Here is a 17,565-nt window from a genome sequence, read left to right on the forward strand (position 1 = left end):
TGTTCTGTTTTTCATGCATGGTTTTCAATCAGATTGTTTGCGTGCTCCAAAAATTTCTTGACGGCTTCCAGCTCCGGCTGAGACAGGCTGCCCACATATTCGAAAAGAGCCTTATCGTGCAGGTTGTGGTATTCCTCGTGAAACCGATAGGCCTGCCGGCCCTTTTCCGTTAAAAAGAGCGGAACTCTTTTTTTGTCCGCATCGTTCTGAGTTTTCGTGACCAGCTCGCGCTCCTCCAGCTTGAGAAGCGTTTTATGAACCACCGCTCTGGTAATACCGAACCTGCGCGCAATTTCGGAACTGAATATTCCCGGATAGTCCCCAATCATCTTAATAATGTGGATTTCTCCCCGATAAAAGGTCATCTCCTCGCTGCCAAAATCCAGTACATTGGTTTTGCTGTTGGCAATCCTTTCGGTCAGGCCGATAAAGGCGTTAATCACTTCTCTTGGCAAATTGTCCATCCCTTACTTCCTCCTTTTGATAAATCTGCCCATGGAACCTCCCGGCTTTGACCTCCCGCAGCTTTGACAGGCCTGCATTCTGCAGAGCCCGCCGTACGTCTTCCCCGGACGGAGGAAGGGGCAGGCCGTTCAGGTAGCCTGAAAGCCAGCTGATCGTCCGGCGCGAACTCTGGCCTGAATCATCTGCAAACTGCCCGATCAGCAGCAGATATCCGTTTTTTGAAAGCGCCTCTGAAATTTTCAGAATAAAATCCGATAGACCATTGGTTGAGAAATCCAGTATTCCGGACGCGATCATCAGATCATACGGGCCGCCGAGTGCATCCGTGTTGAAATCGCCTTCCACAACCCGGACGCGATCCGGCGCGCCATGTTCCCGCAGAATTTTCCTGCTTACGGGAGTCACATCCGGATGCTCAAATACCACCGCGGAGCTGTGCGGAAACTGCTTTGCAAATTCCATGGCCAGCACACCCGAGCCGCCGCCCAAATCCAGAATATTTACAGAATCATCTCTGTTTGGAAAAATCCGATCCATTTCTGAAAGGAACAGGCTCACCCTGCCGGTAGCATACATTTCGGGAACTGTCACCTCGGCCAGCTTTGCGAAATCATACTTTGCCTCTCCCTTTTTTGCACCGGTCACCAGCGCGTCCATATCCGCCAGAGAGGTCATCGATTCACGGAAAAGCAAGGTTTCACCCAGGTAATGAGGGGATTCTTTTGTCAGATACTTCTTTGCGGCAGGCGTATTCCGATAGGCATCCCCCTCTTTCTCGATCAAATCGAGTGCGCTCAGCGCAAGTAAACAGTGCTTCAGCGCATTTTCGTCGTATCCGCTTTGAAGCGCAGCGCCGTGTGCGTCCGTCCATTCGTTCAGATACGAAAAGATGTCCAGCCGGATGGCCGCGAAAAAAAGCTGCGCCCTCTGGTGTTGTTCCAACATGTTATAGTAGTCCAGATAATCCGGGATAAAACCATTCATCACAGTGATCAACTCCTATCGGTACCATTGTCAGCCCTACCGCATCAATCCATTCCGCAGAAAGGCCTCATCATCAAGCTGCTGATACATCGCGCTCGTACAAAGGGATCGGCTGATTTCTCAACGCCTTTCCCCCAGCAGAGCAATTGCTTCGTTCTTCATCTAAAAGTTAGACTAAGCTAACTAACGTATGCATAGCATACAATAATTGTAATTGGATGTCAAGCATACATTTTTAAAAATAAATGTATGAGAATTTGAATGCATGCGGCGGCCTTATTGTAATCCTCCCAAAAATTTGAAACGTACAGCTTCCCGAAAATAAAAAGAACGGCCCGAAAGCCGCTCCTAAACCATTCTATTCCATTTAAGCATGAACTTCATATAGCTGATTGGCCCGATCCCAGTCAATGACATGGAACCAATTATCGATATATTGATCTCTCAAATTTAGATACTGCAGAAAATAGGCATGCTCCCAGACGTCGATGACCATCAACGGGCAAAACCCTGACGACAAGGGGGAATCCTGATTGGCGGTCTGAAAGATAATAAGCCTTCCATTCCGGTCTTTTACAAGCCACATCCACCCCGACCCGAAAACGGCCATGGCCTTCTCTTTAAATAGTTCTTTGAACTTTTCATAGGACCCAAAATGGGTTTCGATCGCGTTTTTCAGCTTCCCTACCGGAACGTTTTCCTTTTTACCCGATGGCCTGAGCGATTCAAAAAAGAAATTGTGGTTCGATACCCCGCCCCCGAAATGAATTACGCTCGTTCTGATTTTTTGCGGGATCAGAAATAAATTCCTGAGCATACAATCCAGGTTTACTTTTTGTAGCTGCGGGCAGTCTTTTAACGTCGCATTTAGTTTGTCAACATATCCTTTCAAAAGTCTGTCATGATGGACCTGCATTGTTTGAGTACTGATATATGGCTCCAGAGCATCATAACTGTACGGCAATGGTTTTAACTCGAACTCATAGCATTCTTCCGACATAATTGCCCTCCTAGCAAGCGGATTTCATGATGTATAATGCTATGGTATGAATTCTGTTTTCATGTGTTACTTTGAGCAAAAATCTGCCGGCTGAGCCTATTAAAAAACAATTTTAAAAATGTATACAGGCCCGGAACAACGCAACAGAAGCGACCTGCCCGCCGAACCACACTTTAACAGTTCCGATTGATTCATAAAGCCAGTCAGTCTGCACACACTAGTGCTGAGGTGATTTTTATGTCTTATGTAGATCCTAAAATCCGCGATAAATTTGAATCTCTGTCCATCGATTTGAAAAATGAAATTCTCGGCCGCGATGTGAAGCTGTATACAATGAATGACCTGATGAGGTGTTTACAGGATATTGTCGACGGTAAATAAATCCTTGCAGCCGAATATACGGCTTTGATTCCCCTATCGTTTTTATTCCTTCCATCAACTTTGTTAATTTTAATAAGCCGATCCTGAGGTGATTTTCATGAATGATCAAAACAAACCTTTAAATACCGAAGAACGGTCAAGCAACAAAGGAATCAGCGCAGACATTTCTAAGAGCAAGACCGAAAATCAGAACCAAAACCATAACACCAAAAAGGCAGCATTAGGACCGAACACAAAACGATAAGGGTGAAATCACAAATTTCAAATTATGATACGAGGAATGGGATTCTCAGCTCCTGCCATAAAGCGGGGGCTGCTTTTATTTGCCCCTGAAACAAGCACTATGAAAACGCAGCCCTATTGCAGCATTGTTTCATTTGAAATACAGCACTTTTTCAGCATGTGCCAAAAACAAATCGTTTGGTAAGCTGATTTTGCCTTATCCATACCATTTTCAAAAATGAGCCTTTGTATAAAACCGGAAGCAGATCAGTGTATTGCTGATCTGCTTCCATGACTATTAAGACGATTCGATTTTTTGAAGTGCTCTAAATATCCATAAAGACAAACTCACAAATCCGAACAAAATAAATTGGTCAGCACGAGCAAATGATATTACAGAATCAGGAACCTATTTGCAGAGTGCCTAACAAAATTGTTTGAATATTGCTTCGATCACACTGTCATAGTCCAACGGATGCAATTCATGCCCCGCACCATTCATCGTCAGCAAAGCCGCATGCGGAATGGTTTTTGCCAGCATTTCGCCATGTACATAAGGAATAACGACGTCGTCGGTTCCATGAACCACCAGAGCCGGAACTGCGATCTCGGCAATTCTGCCAAGCTCATCCCCCGTGACTTGTGCATATGAATGATTCATACGGGAGTCGAAATGATCCGAACGCTCTACGTCCATTCGATTCATTTTGCGGATATGGTCCTCATCATGCGGACGTCTGCTCTGATTGGTAATGCGCCACTGCCGGATCGCGACTTCGACCAGTCCATCCGTATCCTTGGGCGGCTCGGATTTTGCCATCTGCTCGAAAAAAGCATTTACTTCATCAGAGGAATACGGCAGGCTTTCCGCTCCATTTGCGAAGTACATAGAAGAAAGCAGTACGATCCCGGAAACCCGTTGCGGATACCGGAGAGCAATCATCTGTGTCAGCATCCCGCCCATTGACATGCCCATGATAATGGCCTTGTCGATTTCGTAAGCATCCAAAACAGCTATTGCGTCGTCAGCCAAATCTTCAAAAGTATACCCCGGCTCGCCCGGCGGATAGCAGGTAGATTTGCCTGTGTCCCGGTTATCGTAACGAATGACATAAAAGCCTTTGTCCGCCAGCTTTTCGCAAAATTCAGTTTCCCACCATATCATGGAGCTTGCCGCGCCCATGATGAGTAGTACCGCCGGATTGCCCGGCGAACCGAAGCTTTCCGTACAAATATGAACGTCGCCATGAAATGATACCATTTTCAAACGCTATCACCCTTTCCCGCTTTGCAATGATCAATTTTAAACCATTCATCCAAATAATCTGCACAGTATCTTTCAATGTCTGATAAACCAAGTGATGAAATCGTGCCTAACACCGGACATTCCTGCGCTTGAAGCCCAGCCGCCCTTTGGCCGCCGCCTTTCGGATTTCCTCTGCGGCCACAGGGATATTGAATTTCGCTTTGCCCCCAAATCCTTCCACGGCTCCGATAGCGTCGGCAACAGCCAGCGCCTCTTCATGCAGCGGAAGATAGGAAACGCCTACGGTTGCAACAAAATTGTTCATCGCATATTTGGCCCGGTCAGGGCTGTCATGAATCGTATTTTTCACCGTTTCGAGCATCGCGTTCAGCTTTTCCCTGTCGAACTCCTCATCCTTGCGGTTGCCGATCAGCCAGCAATAGCAGCTGTACCCGGCGGATACATACAATTCTTTGCCGCTTGCAATCCACCGGTCGGAAACGGCCTGCGCAATGTCCGTTTCCGCAAGCGTCACCGCCACGATAAAATCAGAGATCATGTAAAAATACGCGCTTTCCATCCATCGGTCAAAATCCGCTTCCGTCATGGTTTTGGAGTTGGCAATCATACCGGCCAGATACATGGCGTCATAGTTGCCGGTCACGTAAAGCTCCTCCGCAAGCGCTTGATCGATCTTGATTTTCCGGACAATCGGTTTCATCGCACCCGTCGCGACTCCGTAAAGCGGCTCGTGCGCCCCCTGCTGCAGATATACCTTCTTTGTTCGCTCCGTACCCAATGATTCCAGTTCCTGCAATATTGTCTGAACGTCCACACAAATCCTCCTTCGATCCATATAATCCTGCGATTATTATTCCCGATTGTCTGCCTCATTCTTTTTTATTATCCCCGTTTCAGGGCCTTGATCAGCAACATCATCGGGCGGCGCATTTCATCGGACATGCCCGGAATCTTTATGCTATCGGCGCTCGGCATCGCTTCTTCAACCACTTCCAGCCGAAATCCGGCTCTAATTAGCCCCATCAGAATCTGCGTCAGTGTATGATGCTGCTTTATGACCGTTTTTCCAAGGAAACGGGTAACTCTTTCTCCGGGATAAAAGTAATCATCCACCGGCCAATACTGCGGTTTGCCGTCTGAATCGTAAATCCAATCCTGGTTCACACCCGCTGTAAAGACGGGATGTTCGATATTAAGGAGAAAAACGCCATCCGATTTCAGCGTTGAATATATCTTTCTCAAAATAGAATCAATATCTGCAAAATAATGAAGCACCAGATTGGAAATGACACAGTCGTAAGAATCGGTTGGATAATCATATTCATCCAGCCCGCAGACCCGATAGGTGATTTTTGGGTCAGCGTTTTTTTCGTTTGCTTCCTGTATCATTTTTTCGCTCAAGTCGATGCCCAGCACCTGCTTTGCACCGCATTCCACCGCATATTTACAGTGCCAGCCGTAACCGCACCCAAGATCGAGTACGCTTTTGCCGCTCAAATCCGGAAACAAGGCTTTGAATTGATGCCATTCTCCTGCTCCGGATAAGCCCTGCCGGCTCCGCGACATCTTCGCGTACTGATCAAAAAAGTCCATATCATCATAAATATTGTTCATATACTTACCTCAGTAAATTTTGTTTGCCTGCCTCTGTAAAGGATGGGGACTTATTCCTTGCAGTTGCCCTGAACCTAACCAAAATCATTGTACCACAAAAGGAGTGAAATTTTCCATTCTAACAAAACCCGCTGGATACACTTTTTACAGTGTTCCCCTGCGGGTTCTGCTATAAGGCATTATTGCAGGTGACCTCTCTTGATCAAGGTAATGACTATTGATGATCTGATAAGCAACGGAGTCCATCAAAAATGTTAAAATACCTTACTGCATTTCTGCCCATCTTTAATTTCTCGATTCTCCCACAACGGAAATCGTCGTCGAAAAGCGGTGCGATTGCCTCAACCGATTCATTCACTATTGTGCCGATTGATTTCTCACGCTGTTTTCCGTTTATAAGCCAGCATGGCGAAAGCATACGCCACCACAAGAATCCCCAAACACCACACAAGAGCGCTCCAGATATCATTGCCGACGGGCTGATTAGATAATAACGCGCGGATGGCGTTGACGATGGAGGTCACCGGCTGGTGCTCCGCAAAAGCGCGGACAGGGCCCGGCATCGATTCAGTCGGCACAAACGCCGAGCTGATGAACGGCAGAAAGATCAGCGGGTAGGAAAAGGCGCTCGCGCCGTCCACCGATTTTGCAGTCAGCCCAGGAATCACCGCGATCCAGGTCAGTGCCAGTATTACAAGCACGAGGATACCAGCTACGGCCAGCCAGGACAGAACCCCCGCCGAGGAGCGGAAGCCCATAATCAGCGCCACAAGGATAATGACGACAACCGAAATTGCGTTGGATACCAGCGAGGTCAGCACATGCCCCCACAGCGCGCTTGAGCGTGCAATCGGCATTGAGTGGAATCGCTCGAAGATGCCGCTCTGCATATCCGTAAACAGGCGGAAAGCCGTGTAGGCGATGCCGCTCGCGATCGCCATCAGCAGGATGCCGGGCAGCAGATAATTCACATAGTTGTCCGTGCCGGTTTGGATCGCGCCGCCCAATACGTAGACGAACAGCAGCATCATTGCGATCGGAGTAAGACAGACCGTGATAATGGTATCCATGCTGCGGGTGATGTGGCGCATGGAACGTCCCATCATCACATTCATGTCACTGAAAAAATGGTTTTTCATTCCTACGCTTCCTCCTTTTTGCCGATAATCGCAAGGAAAATCTCCTCGAGCGTCGGCTGTTTTTCCACATACTCCACCTTGGCGGGCGGGAACAGCTTTTTCAGTTCCTCCAGCGTGCCGCTTACAATAATCCTGCCCTCATGCAGAATGGCGATCTGGTCGGCAAGTTGCTCGGCCTCCTCCAGATACTGCGTGGTCAGAAAGACCGTCGTACCGCCGTCGGCAAGCTCATTGACGATCTTCCAGACTTCGATGCGCGCCTCGGGGTCAAGCCCGGTGGTCGGTTCGTCGAGGAAAATAAGCTGCGGCTTTCCGATCAGGCTCATGGCAATATCGAGCCTGCGGCGCATGCCGCCCGAATAAGTAGACACCCTGCGGTCCGCGGCATCGGTCAGGCCAAAGCGTTTCAGCAGATCATCCGCGATTTGACGGGGATTTTCAAGATGCCGCAGCCTGGCGATCATGATAAGGTTTTCCCTCCCGGTCAGAATCTCATCCACGGCGGCAAACTGCCCGGTCAGGCTGATCGACTGCCGCACATCATCCGGCTTTGCCGCAACATCGAAGCCGTTGACGACGGCAGTGCCGCCGTCTGGTTTGAGCAGCGTGGTAAGGATTTTGACAATCGTGGTCTTGCCGGCTCCGTTAGAGCCGAGCAGGGCAAAAATTGTACCCCGTTCCACCTCAAAATCCACACCCTTCAGTACAGGGAGGTGTTTGTAGGACTTTTTCAGCCCTTTTACTTCAATTGCTTTTTCCACCCCGATCTCCCCCTTTTTTATCCATATCTTTTTTTATGGCATTATAAACGTCGCGGTTGACAGATTCCTGATAGATATCGGCGTTCGTTTTGGAATCTTGGATCAGATCGTCGCAGAAAGCCGCTACGTCGCGGCCCGTCACTTCGAGAACACCTTTCCCCAAAGCCGCTCCCTCTTCAAAAAGATCGACAATTCCCGAGAATAAGCCCGTTCCGTCGGTTATCCCATCGGCCATCTCAACAGGGCCGACCCGAAAGAGATATTTTTGAATCTTTTTATAAACGATCTGATACTCCTGCGGGAGCGCTTTGACACGCGCCATGTGCGCCCGCCACTCTTTTTTGCTTTCGATAATCTCTTGTATGTTCATGATATCCTCCTATTTGCCTAATTTTTTGGCGATAGTATGGTTGAGCTGATCACGCCACCTGTCGCGCAACGACTTTGCCCCTTCTTCGCCGGCCAGCGATGAACAGAAGCCTTTAATATCGTCGCCCAAGACTTCCCGGACACTCTCGCCGTTCGCCGCCCCTTCTTCGAGCAGGCCGAGCACACCGTCAAGAATCGGCATGAGGTTGCGGCCGGTGAAATCCGTGTGCGGCCAAAGATTCAAATTAATTTTTTCCCATGCTTCCTGATAATCAGCCGGCAGCTTCTTGGCCCGCAATTCAAAAGCCCGCATTTCTTTCGTCATGTCGTTTCCTGTGATCCTATCCCAAAAATTCATTATTTTTTCTCCTTCAGCTCGTTCATTCTCGATGATACGAACTCCCATTTCTCCCAAAACTTCTGCAGTTCCTCGCGCCCCGCGTCGTTGAGCGTAAAAAACTTTCGCGGCGGCCCCACGTCGGAGGCCTTTTTGCTGATCTCTACCAGCTTGTTTTTTTCAAGCCGAACCAGTATGGTATATACCGTTCCATCCACAACATCCGTAAAGCCGAGGGCGTTCAGGCGCCGCGTGATTTCGTAGCCATAGGTTTCTTTGCGGCTTATTATTTCAAGGACGCAGCCCTCAAGCACACCTTTGAGCATTTCCGTTAAGTTTTCCAGTACAATCACTCCTTGCTATTCAGCAGCACCGGTATTCAGTATTGCTTACTACCGCTATATAGTAACGCAGAATAGTCAATTTGTCAACAGCGGTTATTCTAAATCATAAATTTCATCTGAACCTGAACGGCAAACCGCCAGACCAGAGTGCATCGCATAACAAAAAGAGCTCTGCTGTCTCTGGTAAAAACCAGCGGGCAGCGAGGCTTTTATTCGATTGACCGTACTTTTCCAAGATGTCGCCGAACTTCATCATGCTTCCTTTTCTTTTTCACGAAAGTCAGGGAAGCTTTATAAAGATGTGTGCATCTTTTCAACATGTAGTTTCCAAAAAGCAACCAGGCCGCTCGCCAAAGCGGCCTGGTTTTCCGTGCATCAGTAAATGTATTCATTTTGATGTTTCTTTTGGGCCGGACTGTCCAAAAAATCATCGTTAGAGAACATACCTAGAAGAAAGAGGAAGCAGATGAACATCTGCTTCCTCTTTCTTGCGCCGTACCGGTTACCCTCGCTGGTTCCGATACTGTCCGCCTTGATCCTTCTCTGACTCCCTTTTTATGGCCCAAGCGTTGTGCGAATGCCATCATAGCCGACCGCTGTATGTTCAAAAATGGACATGGCTGCATCCAGATACTGCTCCGGCTCTTTCATGGCAGGGCTGAAATGGGTCAGCCACAGCTGCTTTACTTCAGCACGTTGGGCCAGTCTGGCGCTATCCGAAAAGATCATATGCCCTTTTTCCTGCATCTTTTCGCTCATGGCCTCGTCCCCATACATTCCCTCACAGACAAATAAATCCGCACCATGGGCGAAGCTGGAAATCTCCTCAATCGGCTGGGTATCTGTGCAGTAGCAGATACTGATCGGGCGACGCTCCCCATCGAGCACCATGTAAGGTAAAATTCGATTGCCGTTGTCCAGTACAACCGGTTGACCGGCATGCAGGGTTTTGTAATAGTGCAGAGGCACGCCCAGTTCCTTTGCCTTGTCCGGGTTAAAGATCGGCTTCCGTTTCAAAGTCAGGCGGTAACCCAGGCAAGGGATACCATGCTGCAAATGCATGGACGCAAAGTGGATACCGAACAAATCAAAGTCTCTAGTCTCTCCATCCAACTCTTTTAACACAATCGGATAGGGAAGATTCGGCGCTATGGTCATCAGCGACGCTACCACCTGCCCCAGCCCGGCAGGCCCGGCAATCGTGAGCGGCGTCTTTTTTCCATAGTTGCCCAAGGTCAGAAGCAGTCCGGGCAATCCAGCGATATGATCCGCATGAAAATGGGTAATGAGCAGCAGCTCCAGCCGGCTTAATTTGCAGCCCGCTTTTTTCAGGGCAATCTGTGTCCCCTCACCGCAATCAATGAGGATCGCCGTACCCTGAAACTCTCCCCAGCAGCTTGCCGTCCAGCGATTTTCCAGCGGGAGCATCCCACCTGTTCCGGGTAAACACACTTCTACCATGGGCTTCCATCCCCCTTCCGATTTTCTACGATTTCCCTTATCATGATCCCGGTGTGATCCATCTATTCCTCATACTCTCAGCCCGGGGCCGAGGCAGCCAGCAGTTCAAGAAGAAGCATCTCACCGATTTCTGAACAGATATTTTGTTGACTCTTATCCTGTAGATTTAGTATAGCATAAACAGCCTAAGCAGTAATTCTTATTTTTGCGCGGCATCTGATTGGATATTAAATACGAATTATGGTATAATTTCCAATATCGAAGCTGTGTTTATAAGTGGATTGTACGACATGAGCCGCCGGTACATTTCGAAATCGGGTACCATCGGACGCAGATCAGCCATTGATAGGGGGATGTGAGATACTTGTCGATCAATAAGGTAATGCGGGCGGCCCTTAAGGCAATTACGTCCTTAGAACCGGATGTGAAAAAAACATATAAAATGGAACGGCAGTTTCAAATACTTACTTCCCGATTGCGGGGAAGACCGAAAGATTACAAGATGTGGGACCATAAGGTTTTCTGCGACGGCCGCGCTATTCCCGTGCGCCTTTTTGCGCCGAGCAGAAAAAGAGCCCTCCCTCTTCTTCTCTTTTTTCACGGCGGCGGCTGGGTAACCGGAGGAATCGAAAACTATACCGGCGTTTGTGCCGATCTTGCAAAAGCGACCAACTGCACCATAGCCTCCGTGGATTACCGGCTGGCGCCGGAGCACAAATTCCCCGCCGCTGTAGAGGATTGCTACGCGGTAACGCGCGAGTTTTTTCTCGGCCGGATTCCGCGTGTGAACCCGGACAGCATCACGCTGATCGGCGACAGCGCCGGGGGCAATCTGGCCGCGGCCGTTTCTTTGATGGCGCGGGACCGGGGGGAGTTTCTTCCCAAACGGCAAATCCTTCTGTATCCGTCCACGTACAATGACCACAGTGAGCGGTCTCCCTTTCCGTCTATCCGGGAGAACGGAACGGACTATCTTCTTACCTCTAGACGGATTCAAAGCTTTATCGAGCTTTATCGGAGCTTGGATGACGATCTGAACAATCCCTATTTTGCCCCGCTTCTGGCGTCGGATTTCTCACGGCAGCCCCGTACCCTGCTGATTACCGCAGAGTATTGTCCGCTCAGGGACGAGGGGGAAGCGTATGGGGAAAAACTGCGCGCCGCAGGGAATGACGTGCAGATCATCCGCATTCCGGATGCGCTTCACGCTTATATGATGCTGCCGCCGCGGTTTGAGCAGGTGCAGCAAACCTATCGGATCATCAACGGTTTTTTACGAAAGGGTAATCTCCATGGCAGAACGTAAACATTGGAGCCGGCTGGACAACGCCGCCAAGATATTTCCGCCCACCAGTACAAAGCGGGATACGAAGGTATTCCGCTTTGTATGTGAGCTGACCGAACCGGTAGACAGCGGTATTTTACAGAGTGCTTTGGAAGAAACCATTCAGGAGTTTCCTTTATACCGTTCCATCCTGAAAAAAGGATTGTTCTGGTACTACCTGGAGGAAAGCAATCTCCGTCCGCAGGTCGAAAAGGAGTCGCTTCCCGCTTGCAGCCCTATTTACAATCAGGATGGGCCCGGCTTATTATTCCGTGTCCTCTATTATAAAAAGCGAATCAATCTGGAAGTATTTCACGTTTTGGCAGATGGTACCGGCGCAATGCAGTTTTTACGCGCTCTGGTCTTTGCTTATCTGGCAAAAAAGTATCGAATTTCAGGACGGTTGGCCGATTATGACGCTTCCCGCGATCAAAAAAACCAGGATGCGTTTTATAAATATTATGATAAAACCGGAACCGTCCCGAAAATGAAACATTACCGGGCTTATCGGATTCGCGGGGAACGCCTGCCCGGCAACCGGACCGGGATTACAGAGGGATTTTTATCCGCCAAAGCAGTACTTCAAAAGGCCCATGAAAATGACGCCACACTCAGTGAATTCCTGGTTACACTGCTGATTTGCTCCATTTACGATGGAATGGCGGTACGGGAACGAAACCGCCCTGTCATCATTAGCGTGCCGGTGGATCTTCGCCGCTTCTTTCCCGCACAGACGGCCCGAAATTTTTTTGGAGTGATCCAGGTTTCACACCATTTTCAAAAAGACGGACAGGAATTCGCTCAGGTTCTGGCAAATGTGCGCGAGTCCTTCCGGCGGCAGCTGACCCAGGAAAATCTGCACGGGATCATCAGCCGGTATTCGGTCTTTGAAAACAATCCCTTCATTAAGGCCATTCCCCTGCCGTTGAAAATCCCGATCCTGCGCATCAGCGGAATTTGGGCGGACGGCGGGGACACGGCGGCTTTCTCCAATATCGGCCGGGTCGCGGTACCCGCAGAGGCAGCAAAACACATTCAATTATTCGATGTGTTCGTCAGCACCAAGCGTCCGCAGCTCTGTCTTTGCTCTTTTGGGGATACCCTGGCTGTCAGCGTATCCTCGCAGTTGGCGGACACCGGAATTCAGCGGCATTTTTTCCGCCAGCTGACGGAGATGGGGATTTCTGTACAGGTGGTTTCCAATCTGGAACAGTACAATGAAGAGGAGACGGCATATGCTGCGGTGTGAACATTGCAAAGTGGATTTACCCGGAGAGCAAACTCGCTGTCCGCTCTGCCAGAACAAACCGGTCGGAACTCCGGATGGCTCCGGCAACCGGTTCCCGCGTCTGCCAAATCCCCGGCGAACCGTCAGCCGAGTGCTTATTGCATGGCTCGCATTTGGCAGTGTGTGCGCGGCGGCGATCTGTGTGATGATCAACCTGATCATGCCTGCAGGCGGATGGTGGTCGCTGTTTGTGATCGCCGGTATCGCAAGTCTGTGGATCGATGTGTCGCTCATCGTCAAAAAGCGAAAGAACCTGCCTAAGAATATCCTCTGGCAGGTGATCATTGTCACGCTCATTGCGTTTTTATGGGATTTTCTGACGGGCTTCAGCGGCTGGTCGCTGAATTTTGTGTTTCCCATTCTTTGCTCCTGTGCCCTGCTCGCCATGACGATCGTGGCAAAAGCACGCAGACTCGATACACAGGATTATATTTTATACCTTGTTATCGACTGTGTTCTGGGAATTGTCTGTTTTATCCTGATTCTGACGGGTGCGGTTCGTGTCGTCATCCCATCGGCCATCAGCTTTGGAGCCTCCATTGTTTTTCTGGCATTCCTGCTGTTTTTCGAAGGGAAAGCGCTCTGGACGGAAATTCAGCGCAGATTCCATTTATAATCAAAAAAGCCTGCATCACGGCGAGCTTTCGCTGTGATGCAGGCTTTTTTATTTTGAGGGACAAAACATTCAGGCTTTAAATGCCGGTCTGTGCGAGGATCGGCTCTTGTTCCAGGGCTTCCCCGTGTTTCTGCGTTTGTTCCGGCTCTCATTCTGATACTGCTTTTGAAGCATTGAAAATTCAGGGAGAGCAGACTTGACATCCAGTACAACGGGTGCGATGGATGCTTTGGTATTGCTGATAATTCCGTGCAGCTTGCCTCGCTCTCTGGGGTAGATAAAGGTATATGCAACCCCGGTACGATCTGCCCGGCCGGTTCGTCCAATCCGGTGTACATAGCTTTCCGCATCGCCGGGAATGTCGTAGTTCACAACCGCGTCGATTCCCCCGACGTCAATGCCGCGGGCGGCAACATCGGTCGCGACCAAAATATTTACCTTGCCATCCCGATAGCGCCGCATGACCTGATCCCGCTGCTTTTGGCGCAGGTCGCCATGAATCGCCTCTGCCGGGTACCCGGCTTCCGTCAGCTGAGACGCCAGATCGCCGGCCATCACTTTCGTTGCGACGAAAACCAAAGAAAGATCGAACTGCTTTTTTTGCAGCAGCTGCAGCAGCGCGGAAAATTTCGCGTTGCCGCGGACTTCGCAGTAAAACTGCTCCACTTTCTTTGCGCTGGCAGTATTGGGCTGAATGCAGATCTGCTTTGTATCCTGTTGATACTGTGCAGCGATCGTTTTGATTTCATCGGACAAGGTTGCGGAAAACAGCACTGTTTGCCGTTCGGTGGGAACGCACTGCAGAATGGTATGGATATCCTCTCGGAATCCCATATCCAGCATCTGATCCGCCTCATCCAGCACAATACAATTGACGCCGCTCAGCCGGGTGGTTCTGCGGCGCATATGATCCATCATGCGACCGGGGGTAGCCACTATAATTTGCGGGCAGCGTTTTAACGCCATGATCTGACGCTGAATCGGTTCCCCGCCATACAGCGCCAGAACTCGAATCCCTTGCTTGTAGGTGGCCATCTGCTTCAGAACACCGGTTGTCTGCACTGCCAGTTCCCGCGTGGGGCAAAGAATGACAGCTTGAATCTGCCGGTCGGCAGGATTCACATTTTCCAGAATCGGAAGGCCAAACGCAGCCGTTTTTCCGGTGCCGGTAGGCGCCTGCACCAACAGATCCTGTTTTTCCAGCATAGGCCCTATGGCGACTTCCTGTACGGGGGACGGATCACAGTATCCCATTTTTACAATTCCCCGCAGCAGTTCCGGCGTAAAGCCAAATTTTTCAAAGTTTGTGATCATGAAAGCTCCATTTCATCTAATATTTCTTCGTGTCAAGAGAATCCGCCAACCCCATTGAAATTGGCGGCCCTTGAATCCCGTTTGCGTTATACGTTCTGACGTTCACAGCACATGATTTCTGCTGCTTTTCAGACTCCGTTCCGTACTAAAAAATTACCTTGCCGCCTTCGTTCAGGCTCTTCGCGATCAGAAACGATGGAAGGAAAACGAACAGGCACTTCGCCGCTGCCGCCACTATTTGTAACAGGGCCGCAGTCTTTTTCAGAATGAACCTGACGTACCGTTATTCTATCACTGGTACCTGAGTCAGTATTGCATCTGTAACGCACAAAAAAACACACGCTTTTATAACTCAATGAAACGAATCAATGACTTACAAAAACATGTGAGGCAATGTAACATTTTTGAATACCTGTCTACTTTAACACACATGCCACGAAAAGTCAACTGCTGACTATAAAAATCTGATTGGCTGAAGTGTGAAAGAAACGGCGTATAAACGCTTATCAAAATAAAGCAAACAGCGGGGTCGGCTGCTGATTTGCAGGTAATATCCCTTATAGAAGGTAAAAATCGGCCCGCGATATCATTTGATTTCGCGGGCCGAATGGTGCAAGTGCTTATCAGGACAAACGCGAAAACCCGCTTACAACAGGGTCTTGGGGCGCAAACAAGCGGATATCCCATCATTTCAAATGCTTCTATTCCAAAACAAAATATAAGTTATGTAATAGGAGTTTCTACAGAAGAATCATAAGTATATCTCAAACGATCCCGGGTGGAATCACCGTAGTTGATCGCTTCAACCGGACAGTGATGCAGACAGCGTAAGCAGATATCACATTTCGGGAGCTTCCAAAATGGTTTTCCGTCTTTCATTTCAATCGCATGAGAGGGACAGTTCTTCGCACACAGTCCGCAATGGATGCAGGAGCTGTCCACAGTGAAAGGTGATGTGATTCGAGATTTTTCGTATTGAGCACGAGCAATGGGTGTGAATTGCCGGATCAGCCAGTTGCTGTGATAGGGCTTTTGTGTCCCCTGAATGATGTTACGAAGGGTATTTTCCGCATGCATCAGCTTCCTTTTTTGAGCATCCAACGGCGGCACATCATGCAGTATAGAATAGTTTGTGACCATAACCAGTGAGTAAACGGTTGGTTTCGGCAACCCCTTTTCTAAAAACAGCTTTTCTACCGAGGCATCTCCGCCACCCAGATATCCGCCGCATGTCATGATTACGACTATTTTGCCGACGTTCCTAAATTCACTTTCTCGAAGGAAGGATTCCATCCGGTTTGAGACTCCCCAAAAACAATTGAAAGTGACCAGAAACAGTGTCTCCCCATCTTCTAAGTCAAATGAGGTTGGCTCCTCAAAGTCACAGATGTCTATGAAATCCCCATGAAATGCCTCGTGCAGCTTGAAAGCAACATGCTTGGAATTACCTGTTGAGCTATAATATATTACCATTGCAACATCACATCCTATCTATGCAGCTACTCATTGGGCCTATTTTCAAACTGTTTGTCTACGATTATTATAGCGGATTGTATCGTGTTTGCAAAGAAAAAACAGGCCGGCAAAAGGAAGTCGTTTTTGCTCTTATGGCTATTCGAAGATTAAAGTTTTCATTGGGCCGCTCAAGCTGCAGCTTCAAATCATTCATGATGATCCTCTTTTTTTCAATATTTCTTCAGTTGCAATTACAATTCCATTATAAAAATAGATTTGGTGGAAAACATAAGGATAGAGGTGATGGATATGAAAGTTAGAAATATCATGTCAAAAGAAGTTACCAAGCTGAATCCGGATGATTCCATCGAAAGAGCTGCTCAACTGATGAAGCAGCACAATATTGGCTCTATTCCTGTCTGCGATCAGGAAAAGGTAGTTGGCATTGTGACCGACAGGGATATCGCAACAAGGTCTGCTGCGAAAGGCCAGAATGTAAAGCAGCAAAAGGTCTGCGATATCATGAGCCAGAATCCTGTGGTAGGCAACCCTGAAATGGATGTACACGAGGTTGCAAAATTGATGAGCGAAAAGCAAATTCGAAGAGTGCCTATTGTAGAGAACAATACTATAGTGGGCGTAGTCGCACTGGGGGACATCTCTGTTCAACCCAATCTTCAGGACAATGCGGGCGAGGCTCTTAAAAACATTTCGCAATCCAGCGCTACCCAAATGTAAAAACATCTTTCAAATTCAAACTCCCTCTGTCGGAAAGAATTCCGGCTGAGGGAGTTTGTCATTCTAAGATATAAAAACAGGGGCGGGATGGCTGTACAACCACCCCGCCCCCTGTTACGGAGAACACACCCATAACAACGGATATACCGCGAATATAAGTATATTATAAATTAATTTCCATATTTTGTCAATCATTTTTTCTTTTGCACACAAAAAAATTTATGTCAACATAATTCGACAGAATACACGTTGACATAATTTCGAAAACATAATACTCTTTAGGCATACTGATTCTATTATTGAAAAATGAAATAGAGTTCTCTTTTCAAAGCAGTCAAGCTTAAAATCCTGGTAAGGGGATTCATTCGCAAGTCTAAAAACTGAATAAATTCTCCGTATTGACAGCCATGAATCTCAAGTTGTTCCTGTACGGAGTGCTATTCATGACCAGGTCACTCCTAATAAAAAGGAACTGGTCATTTTTAT

The 17,565-nt window shown here is 48.4% G+C and carries 19 protein-coding genes; 5 read left to right on the top strand and 14 right to left on the bottom strand.

Annotation, left to right across the window (positions count from 1 at the left end):
* Positions 1-11: 11 nt before the first annotated feature.
* The 3 genes from TY09_RS03415 to TY09_RS03425 all read right to left on the bottom strand — a co-directional run bounded on the left by TY09_RS03415 (position 12) and on the right by TY09_RS03425 (position 2,449).
* Positions 12-464: a MarR family winged helix-turn-helix transcriptional regulator gene (locus tag TY09_RS03415; RefSeq protein WP_042431230.1), complete on the bottom strand. Its 453-nt coding sequence runs from the start codon at positions 462-464 to the stop codon at positions 12-14.
* Complete coding sequence (locus tag TY09_RS03420) at positions 436-1,449, bottom strand: methyltransferase (RefSeq protein WP_042431232.1); 1,014 nt, start codon at positions 1,447-1,449, stop codon at positions 436-438. Before TY09_RS03420 ends, TY09_RS03415 begins: the two co-directional genes overlap by 29 nt.
* Positions 1,450-1,816: 367 nt before the next feature.
* Positions 1,817-2,449, bottom strand: coding sequence for a superoxide dismutase (locus tag TY09_RS03425; RefSeq protein ID WP_042431234.1), 633 nt, complete (start codon positions 2,447-2,449; stop codon positions 1,817-1,819).
* A gap of 237 nt (positions 2,450-2,686) precedes the next feature.
* Between TY09_RS03425 and TY09_RS18545 the strand changes: the two genes are divergently transcribed.
* Positions 2,687-2,830: a hypothetical protein gene (locus TY09_RS18545; protein ID WP_009064506.1), complete on the top strand. Its 144-nt coding sequence runs from the start codon at positions 2,687-2,689 to the stop codon at positions 2,828-2,830.
* Positions 2,831-3,476: 646 nt separating this feature from the next.
* Here the strand turns inward: TY09_RS18545 and TY09_RS03435 are convergent.
* The 9 genes from TY09_RS03435 to TY09_RS03475 all read right to left on the bottom strand — a co-directional run bounded on the left by TY09_RS03435 (position 3,477) and on the right by TY09_RS03475 (position 10,344).
* Positions 3,477-4,313: an alpha/beta fold hydrolase gene (locus TY09_RS03435; RefSeq protein ID WP_042431292.1), complete on the bottom strand. Its 837-nt coding sequence runs from the start codon at positions 4,311-4,313 to the stop codon at positions 3,477-3,479.
* Between the two features lie 112 nt (positions 4,314-4,425).
* Entirely contained in the window at positions 4,426-5,133 is a 708-nt protein-coding gene (locus TY09_RS03440) for a DNA alkylation repair protein (protein ID WP_042431236.1), read from the bottom strand.
* Positions 5,134-5,201: 68 nt separating this feature from the next.
* On the bottom strand, positions 5,202-5,933 hold the full coding sequence (locus tag TY09_RS03445) for a class I SAM-dependent methyltransferase (RefSeq protein WP_042431238.1): 732 nt from the start codon (positions 5,931-5,933) through the stop codon (positions 5,202-5,204).
* Positions 5,934-6,310: 377 nt separating this feature from the next.
* On the bottom strand, positions 6,311-7,072 hold the full coding sequence (locus tag TY09_RS03450) for an ABC transporter permease (protein WP_042431240.1): 762 nt from the start codon (positions 7,070-7,072) through the stop codon (positions 6,311-6,313).
* Between the two features lie 2 nt (positions 7,073-7,074).
* The gene (locus tag TY09_RS03455) at positions 7,075-7,833 is read right to left on the bottom strand and encodes an ABC transporter ATP-binding protein (RefSeq protein WP_042431242.1); all 759 of its coding nucleotides are present in this window, start codon (positions 7,831-7,833) and stop codon (positions 7,075-7,077) included.
* On the bottom strand, positions 7,817-8,203 hold the full coding sequence (locus TY09_RS03460) for a DUF1048 domain-containing protein (protein ID WP_042431244.1): 387 nt from the start codon (positions 8,201-8,203) through the stop codon (positions 7,817-7,819). Before TY09_RS03460 ends, TY09_RS03455 begins: the two co-directional genes overlap by 17 nt.
* A gap of 9 nt (positions 8,204-8,212) precedes the next feature.
* The gene (locus TY09_RS03465; protein ID WP_042431246.1) at positions 8,213-8,560 is read right to left on the bottom strand and encodes a DUF1048 domain-containing protein; all 348 of its coding nucleotides are present in this window, start codon (positions 8,558-8,560) and stop codon (positions 8,213-8,215) included.
* Complete coding sequence (locus tag TY09_RS03470; protein ID WP_194955926.1) at positions 8,560-8,883, bottom strand: PadR family transcriptional regulator; 324 nt, start codon at positions 8,881-8,883, stop codon at positions 8,560-8,562. The genes TY09_RS03465 and TY09_RS03470 overlap by 1 nt, the downstream gene beginning before the upstream one ends.
* 555 nt (positions 8,884-9,438) lie before the next feature.
* Positions 9,439-10,344, bottom strand: a complete 906-nt coding sequence (locus TY09_RS03475) for a ribonuclease Z (protein ID WP_042431248.1) — start codon at positions 10,342-10,344, stop codon at positions 9,439-9,441.
* A 364-nt stretch (positions 10,345-10,708) separates the two neighbouring features.
* Between TY09_RS03475 and TY09_RS03480 the strand changes: the two genes are divergently transcribed.
* The 3 genes from TY09_RS03480 to TY09_RS03490 are packed head-to-tail and all read left to right on the top strand — an operon-like array spanning position 10,709 to position 13,572.
* On the top strand, positions 10,709-11,650 hold the full coding sequence (locus TY09_RS03480; protein WP_081759588.1) for an alpha/beta hydrolase: 942 nt from the start codon (positions 10,709-10,711) through the stop codon (positions 11,648-11,650).
* Complete coding sequence (locus TY09_RS03485; RefSeq protein ID WP_042431250.1) at positions 11,637-12,917, top strand: hypothetical protein; 1,281 nt, start codon at positions 11,637-11,639, stop codon at positions 12,915-12,917. Before TY09_RS03480 ends, TY09_RS03485 begins: the two co-directional genes overlap by 14 nt.
* A complete protein-coding gene (locus TY09_RS03490) occupies positions 12,904-13,572 on the top strand; it encodes a DUF6320 domain-containing protein (protein WP_042431252.1) in 669 nt (222 codons plus the stop codon). The genes TY09_RS03485 and TY09_RS03490 overlap by 14 nt, the downstream gene beginning before the upstream one ends.
* 69 nt (positions 13,573-13,641) lie before the next feature.
* Here the strand turns inward: TY09_RS03490 and TY09_RS03495 are convergent, their stop codons facing one another.
* Together TY09_RS03495 and TY09_RS03500 are read right to left on the bottom strand one after the other, a co-directional pair.
* Positions 13,642-14,886 (bottom strand): DEAD/DEAH box helicase, encoded by a 1,245-nt coding sequence (locus TY09_RS03495; protein WP_052335546.1) that lies wholly within the window; start codon positions 14,884-14,886, stop codon positions 13,642-13,644.
* A 723-nt stretch (positions 14,887-15,609) separates the two neighbouring features.
* The gene (locus tag TY09_RS03500) at positions 15,610-16,359 is read right to left on the bottom strand and encodes an EFR1 family ferrodoxin (protein ID WP_042431254.1); all 750 of its coding nucleotides are present in this window, start codon (positions 16,357-16,359) and stop codon (positions 15,610-15,612) included.
* A 291-nt stretch (positions 16,360-16,650) separates the two neighbouring features.
* On the opposite strand from TY09_RS03500, the gene TY09_RS03505 reads away from it, so the two are divergent.
* On the top strand, positions 16,651-17,079 hold the full coding sequence (locus TY09_RS03505; protein ID WP_035317037.1) for a CBS domain-containing protein: 429 nt from the start codon (positions 16,651-16,653) through the stop codon (positions 17,077-17,079).
* Positions 17,080-17,565: the final 486 nt, after the last annotated feature.

Origin of the sequence: Faecalispora jeddahensis, from assembly GCF_000577335.1 — a bacterium.
In the GTDB taxonomy this organism is placed as follows: domain Bacteria; phylum Bacillota; class Clostridia; order Oscillospirales; family Acutalibacteraceae; genus Faecalispora; species Faecalispora jeddahensis.

What these genes read in the sequence shown, in the direction of transcription:
- TY09_RS03415 (WP_042431230.1), bottom strand. Translation starts at nt 464, where the DNA reads ATGGACAATTTGCCAAGAGAAGTGATTAACGCCTTTATCGGCCTGACC.
- TY09_RS03420 (WP_042431232.1), bottom strand. Translation starts at nt 1,449, where the DNA reads ATGAATGGTTTTATCCCGGATTATCTGGACTACTATAACATGTTGGAA.
- TY09_RS03425 (WP_042431234.1), bottom strand. Translation starts at nt 2,449, where the DNA reads ATGTCGGAAGAATGCTATGAGTTCGAGTTAAAACCATTGCCGTACAGT.
- TY09_RS18545 (WP_009064506.1), top strand. Translation starts at nt 2,687, where the DNA reads ATGTCTTATGTAGATCCTAAAATCCGCGATAAATTTGAATCTCTGTCC.
- TY09_RS03435 (WP_042431292.1), bottom strand. Translation starts at nt 4,313, where the DNA reads ATGGTATCATTTCATGGCGACGTTCATATTTGTACGGAAAGCTTCGGT.
- TY09_RS03445 (WP_042431238.1), bottom strand. Translation starts at nt 5,933, where the DNA reads ATGAACAATATTTATGATGATATGGACTTTTTTGATCAGTACGCGAAG.
- TY09_RS03450 (WP_042431240.1), bottom strand. Translation starts at nt 7,072, where the DNA reads ATGAAAAACCATTTTTTCAGTGACATGAATGTGATGATGGGACGTTCC.
- TY09_RS03460 (WP_042431244.1), bottom strand. Translation starts at nt 8,203, where the DNA reads ATGAACATACAAGAGATTATCGAAAGCAAAAAAGAGTGGCGGGCGCAC.
- TY09_RS03465 (WP_042431246.1), bottom strand. Translation starts at nt 8,560, where the DNA reads ATGAATTTTTGGGATAGGATCACAGGAAACGACATGACGAAAGAAATG.
- TY09_RS03475 (WP_042431248.1), bottom strand. Translation starts at nt 10,344, where the DNA reads ATGGTAGAAGTGTGTTTACCCGGAACAGGTGGGATGCTCCCGCTGGAA.
- TY09_RS03485 (WP_042431250.1), top strand. Translation starts at nt 11,637, where the DNA reads ATGGCAGAACGTAAACATTGGAGCCGGCTGGACAACGCCGCCAAGATA.
- TY09_RS03490 (WP_042431252.1), top strand. Translation starts at nt 12,904, where the DNA reads ATGCTGCGGTGTGAACATTGCAAAGTGGATTTACCCGGAGAGCAAACT.
- TY09_RS03495 (WP_052335546.1), bottom strand. Translation starts at nt 14,886, where the DNA reads ATGATCACAAACTTTGAAAAATTTGGCTTTACGCCGGAACTGCTGCGG.
- TY09_RS03500 (WP_042431254.1), bottom strand. Translation starts at nt 16,359, where the DNA reads ATGGTAATATATTATAGCTCAACAGGTAATTCCAAGCATGTTGCTTTC.
- TY09_RS03505 (WP_035317037.1), top strand. Translation starts at nt 16,651, where the DNA reads ATGAAAGTTAGAAATATCATGTCAAAAGAAGTTACCAAGCTGAATCCG.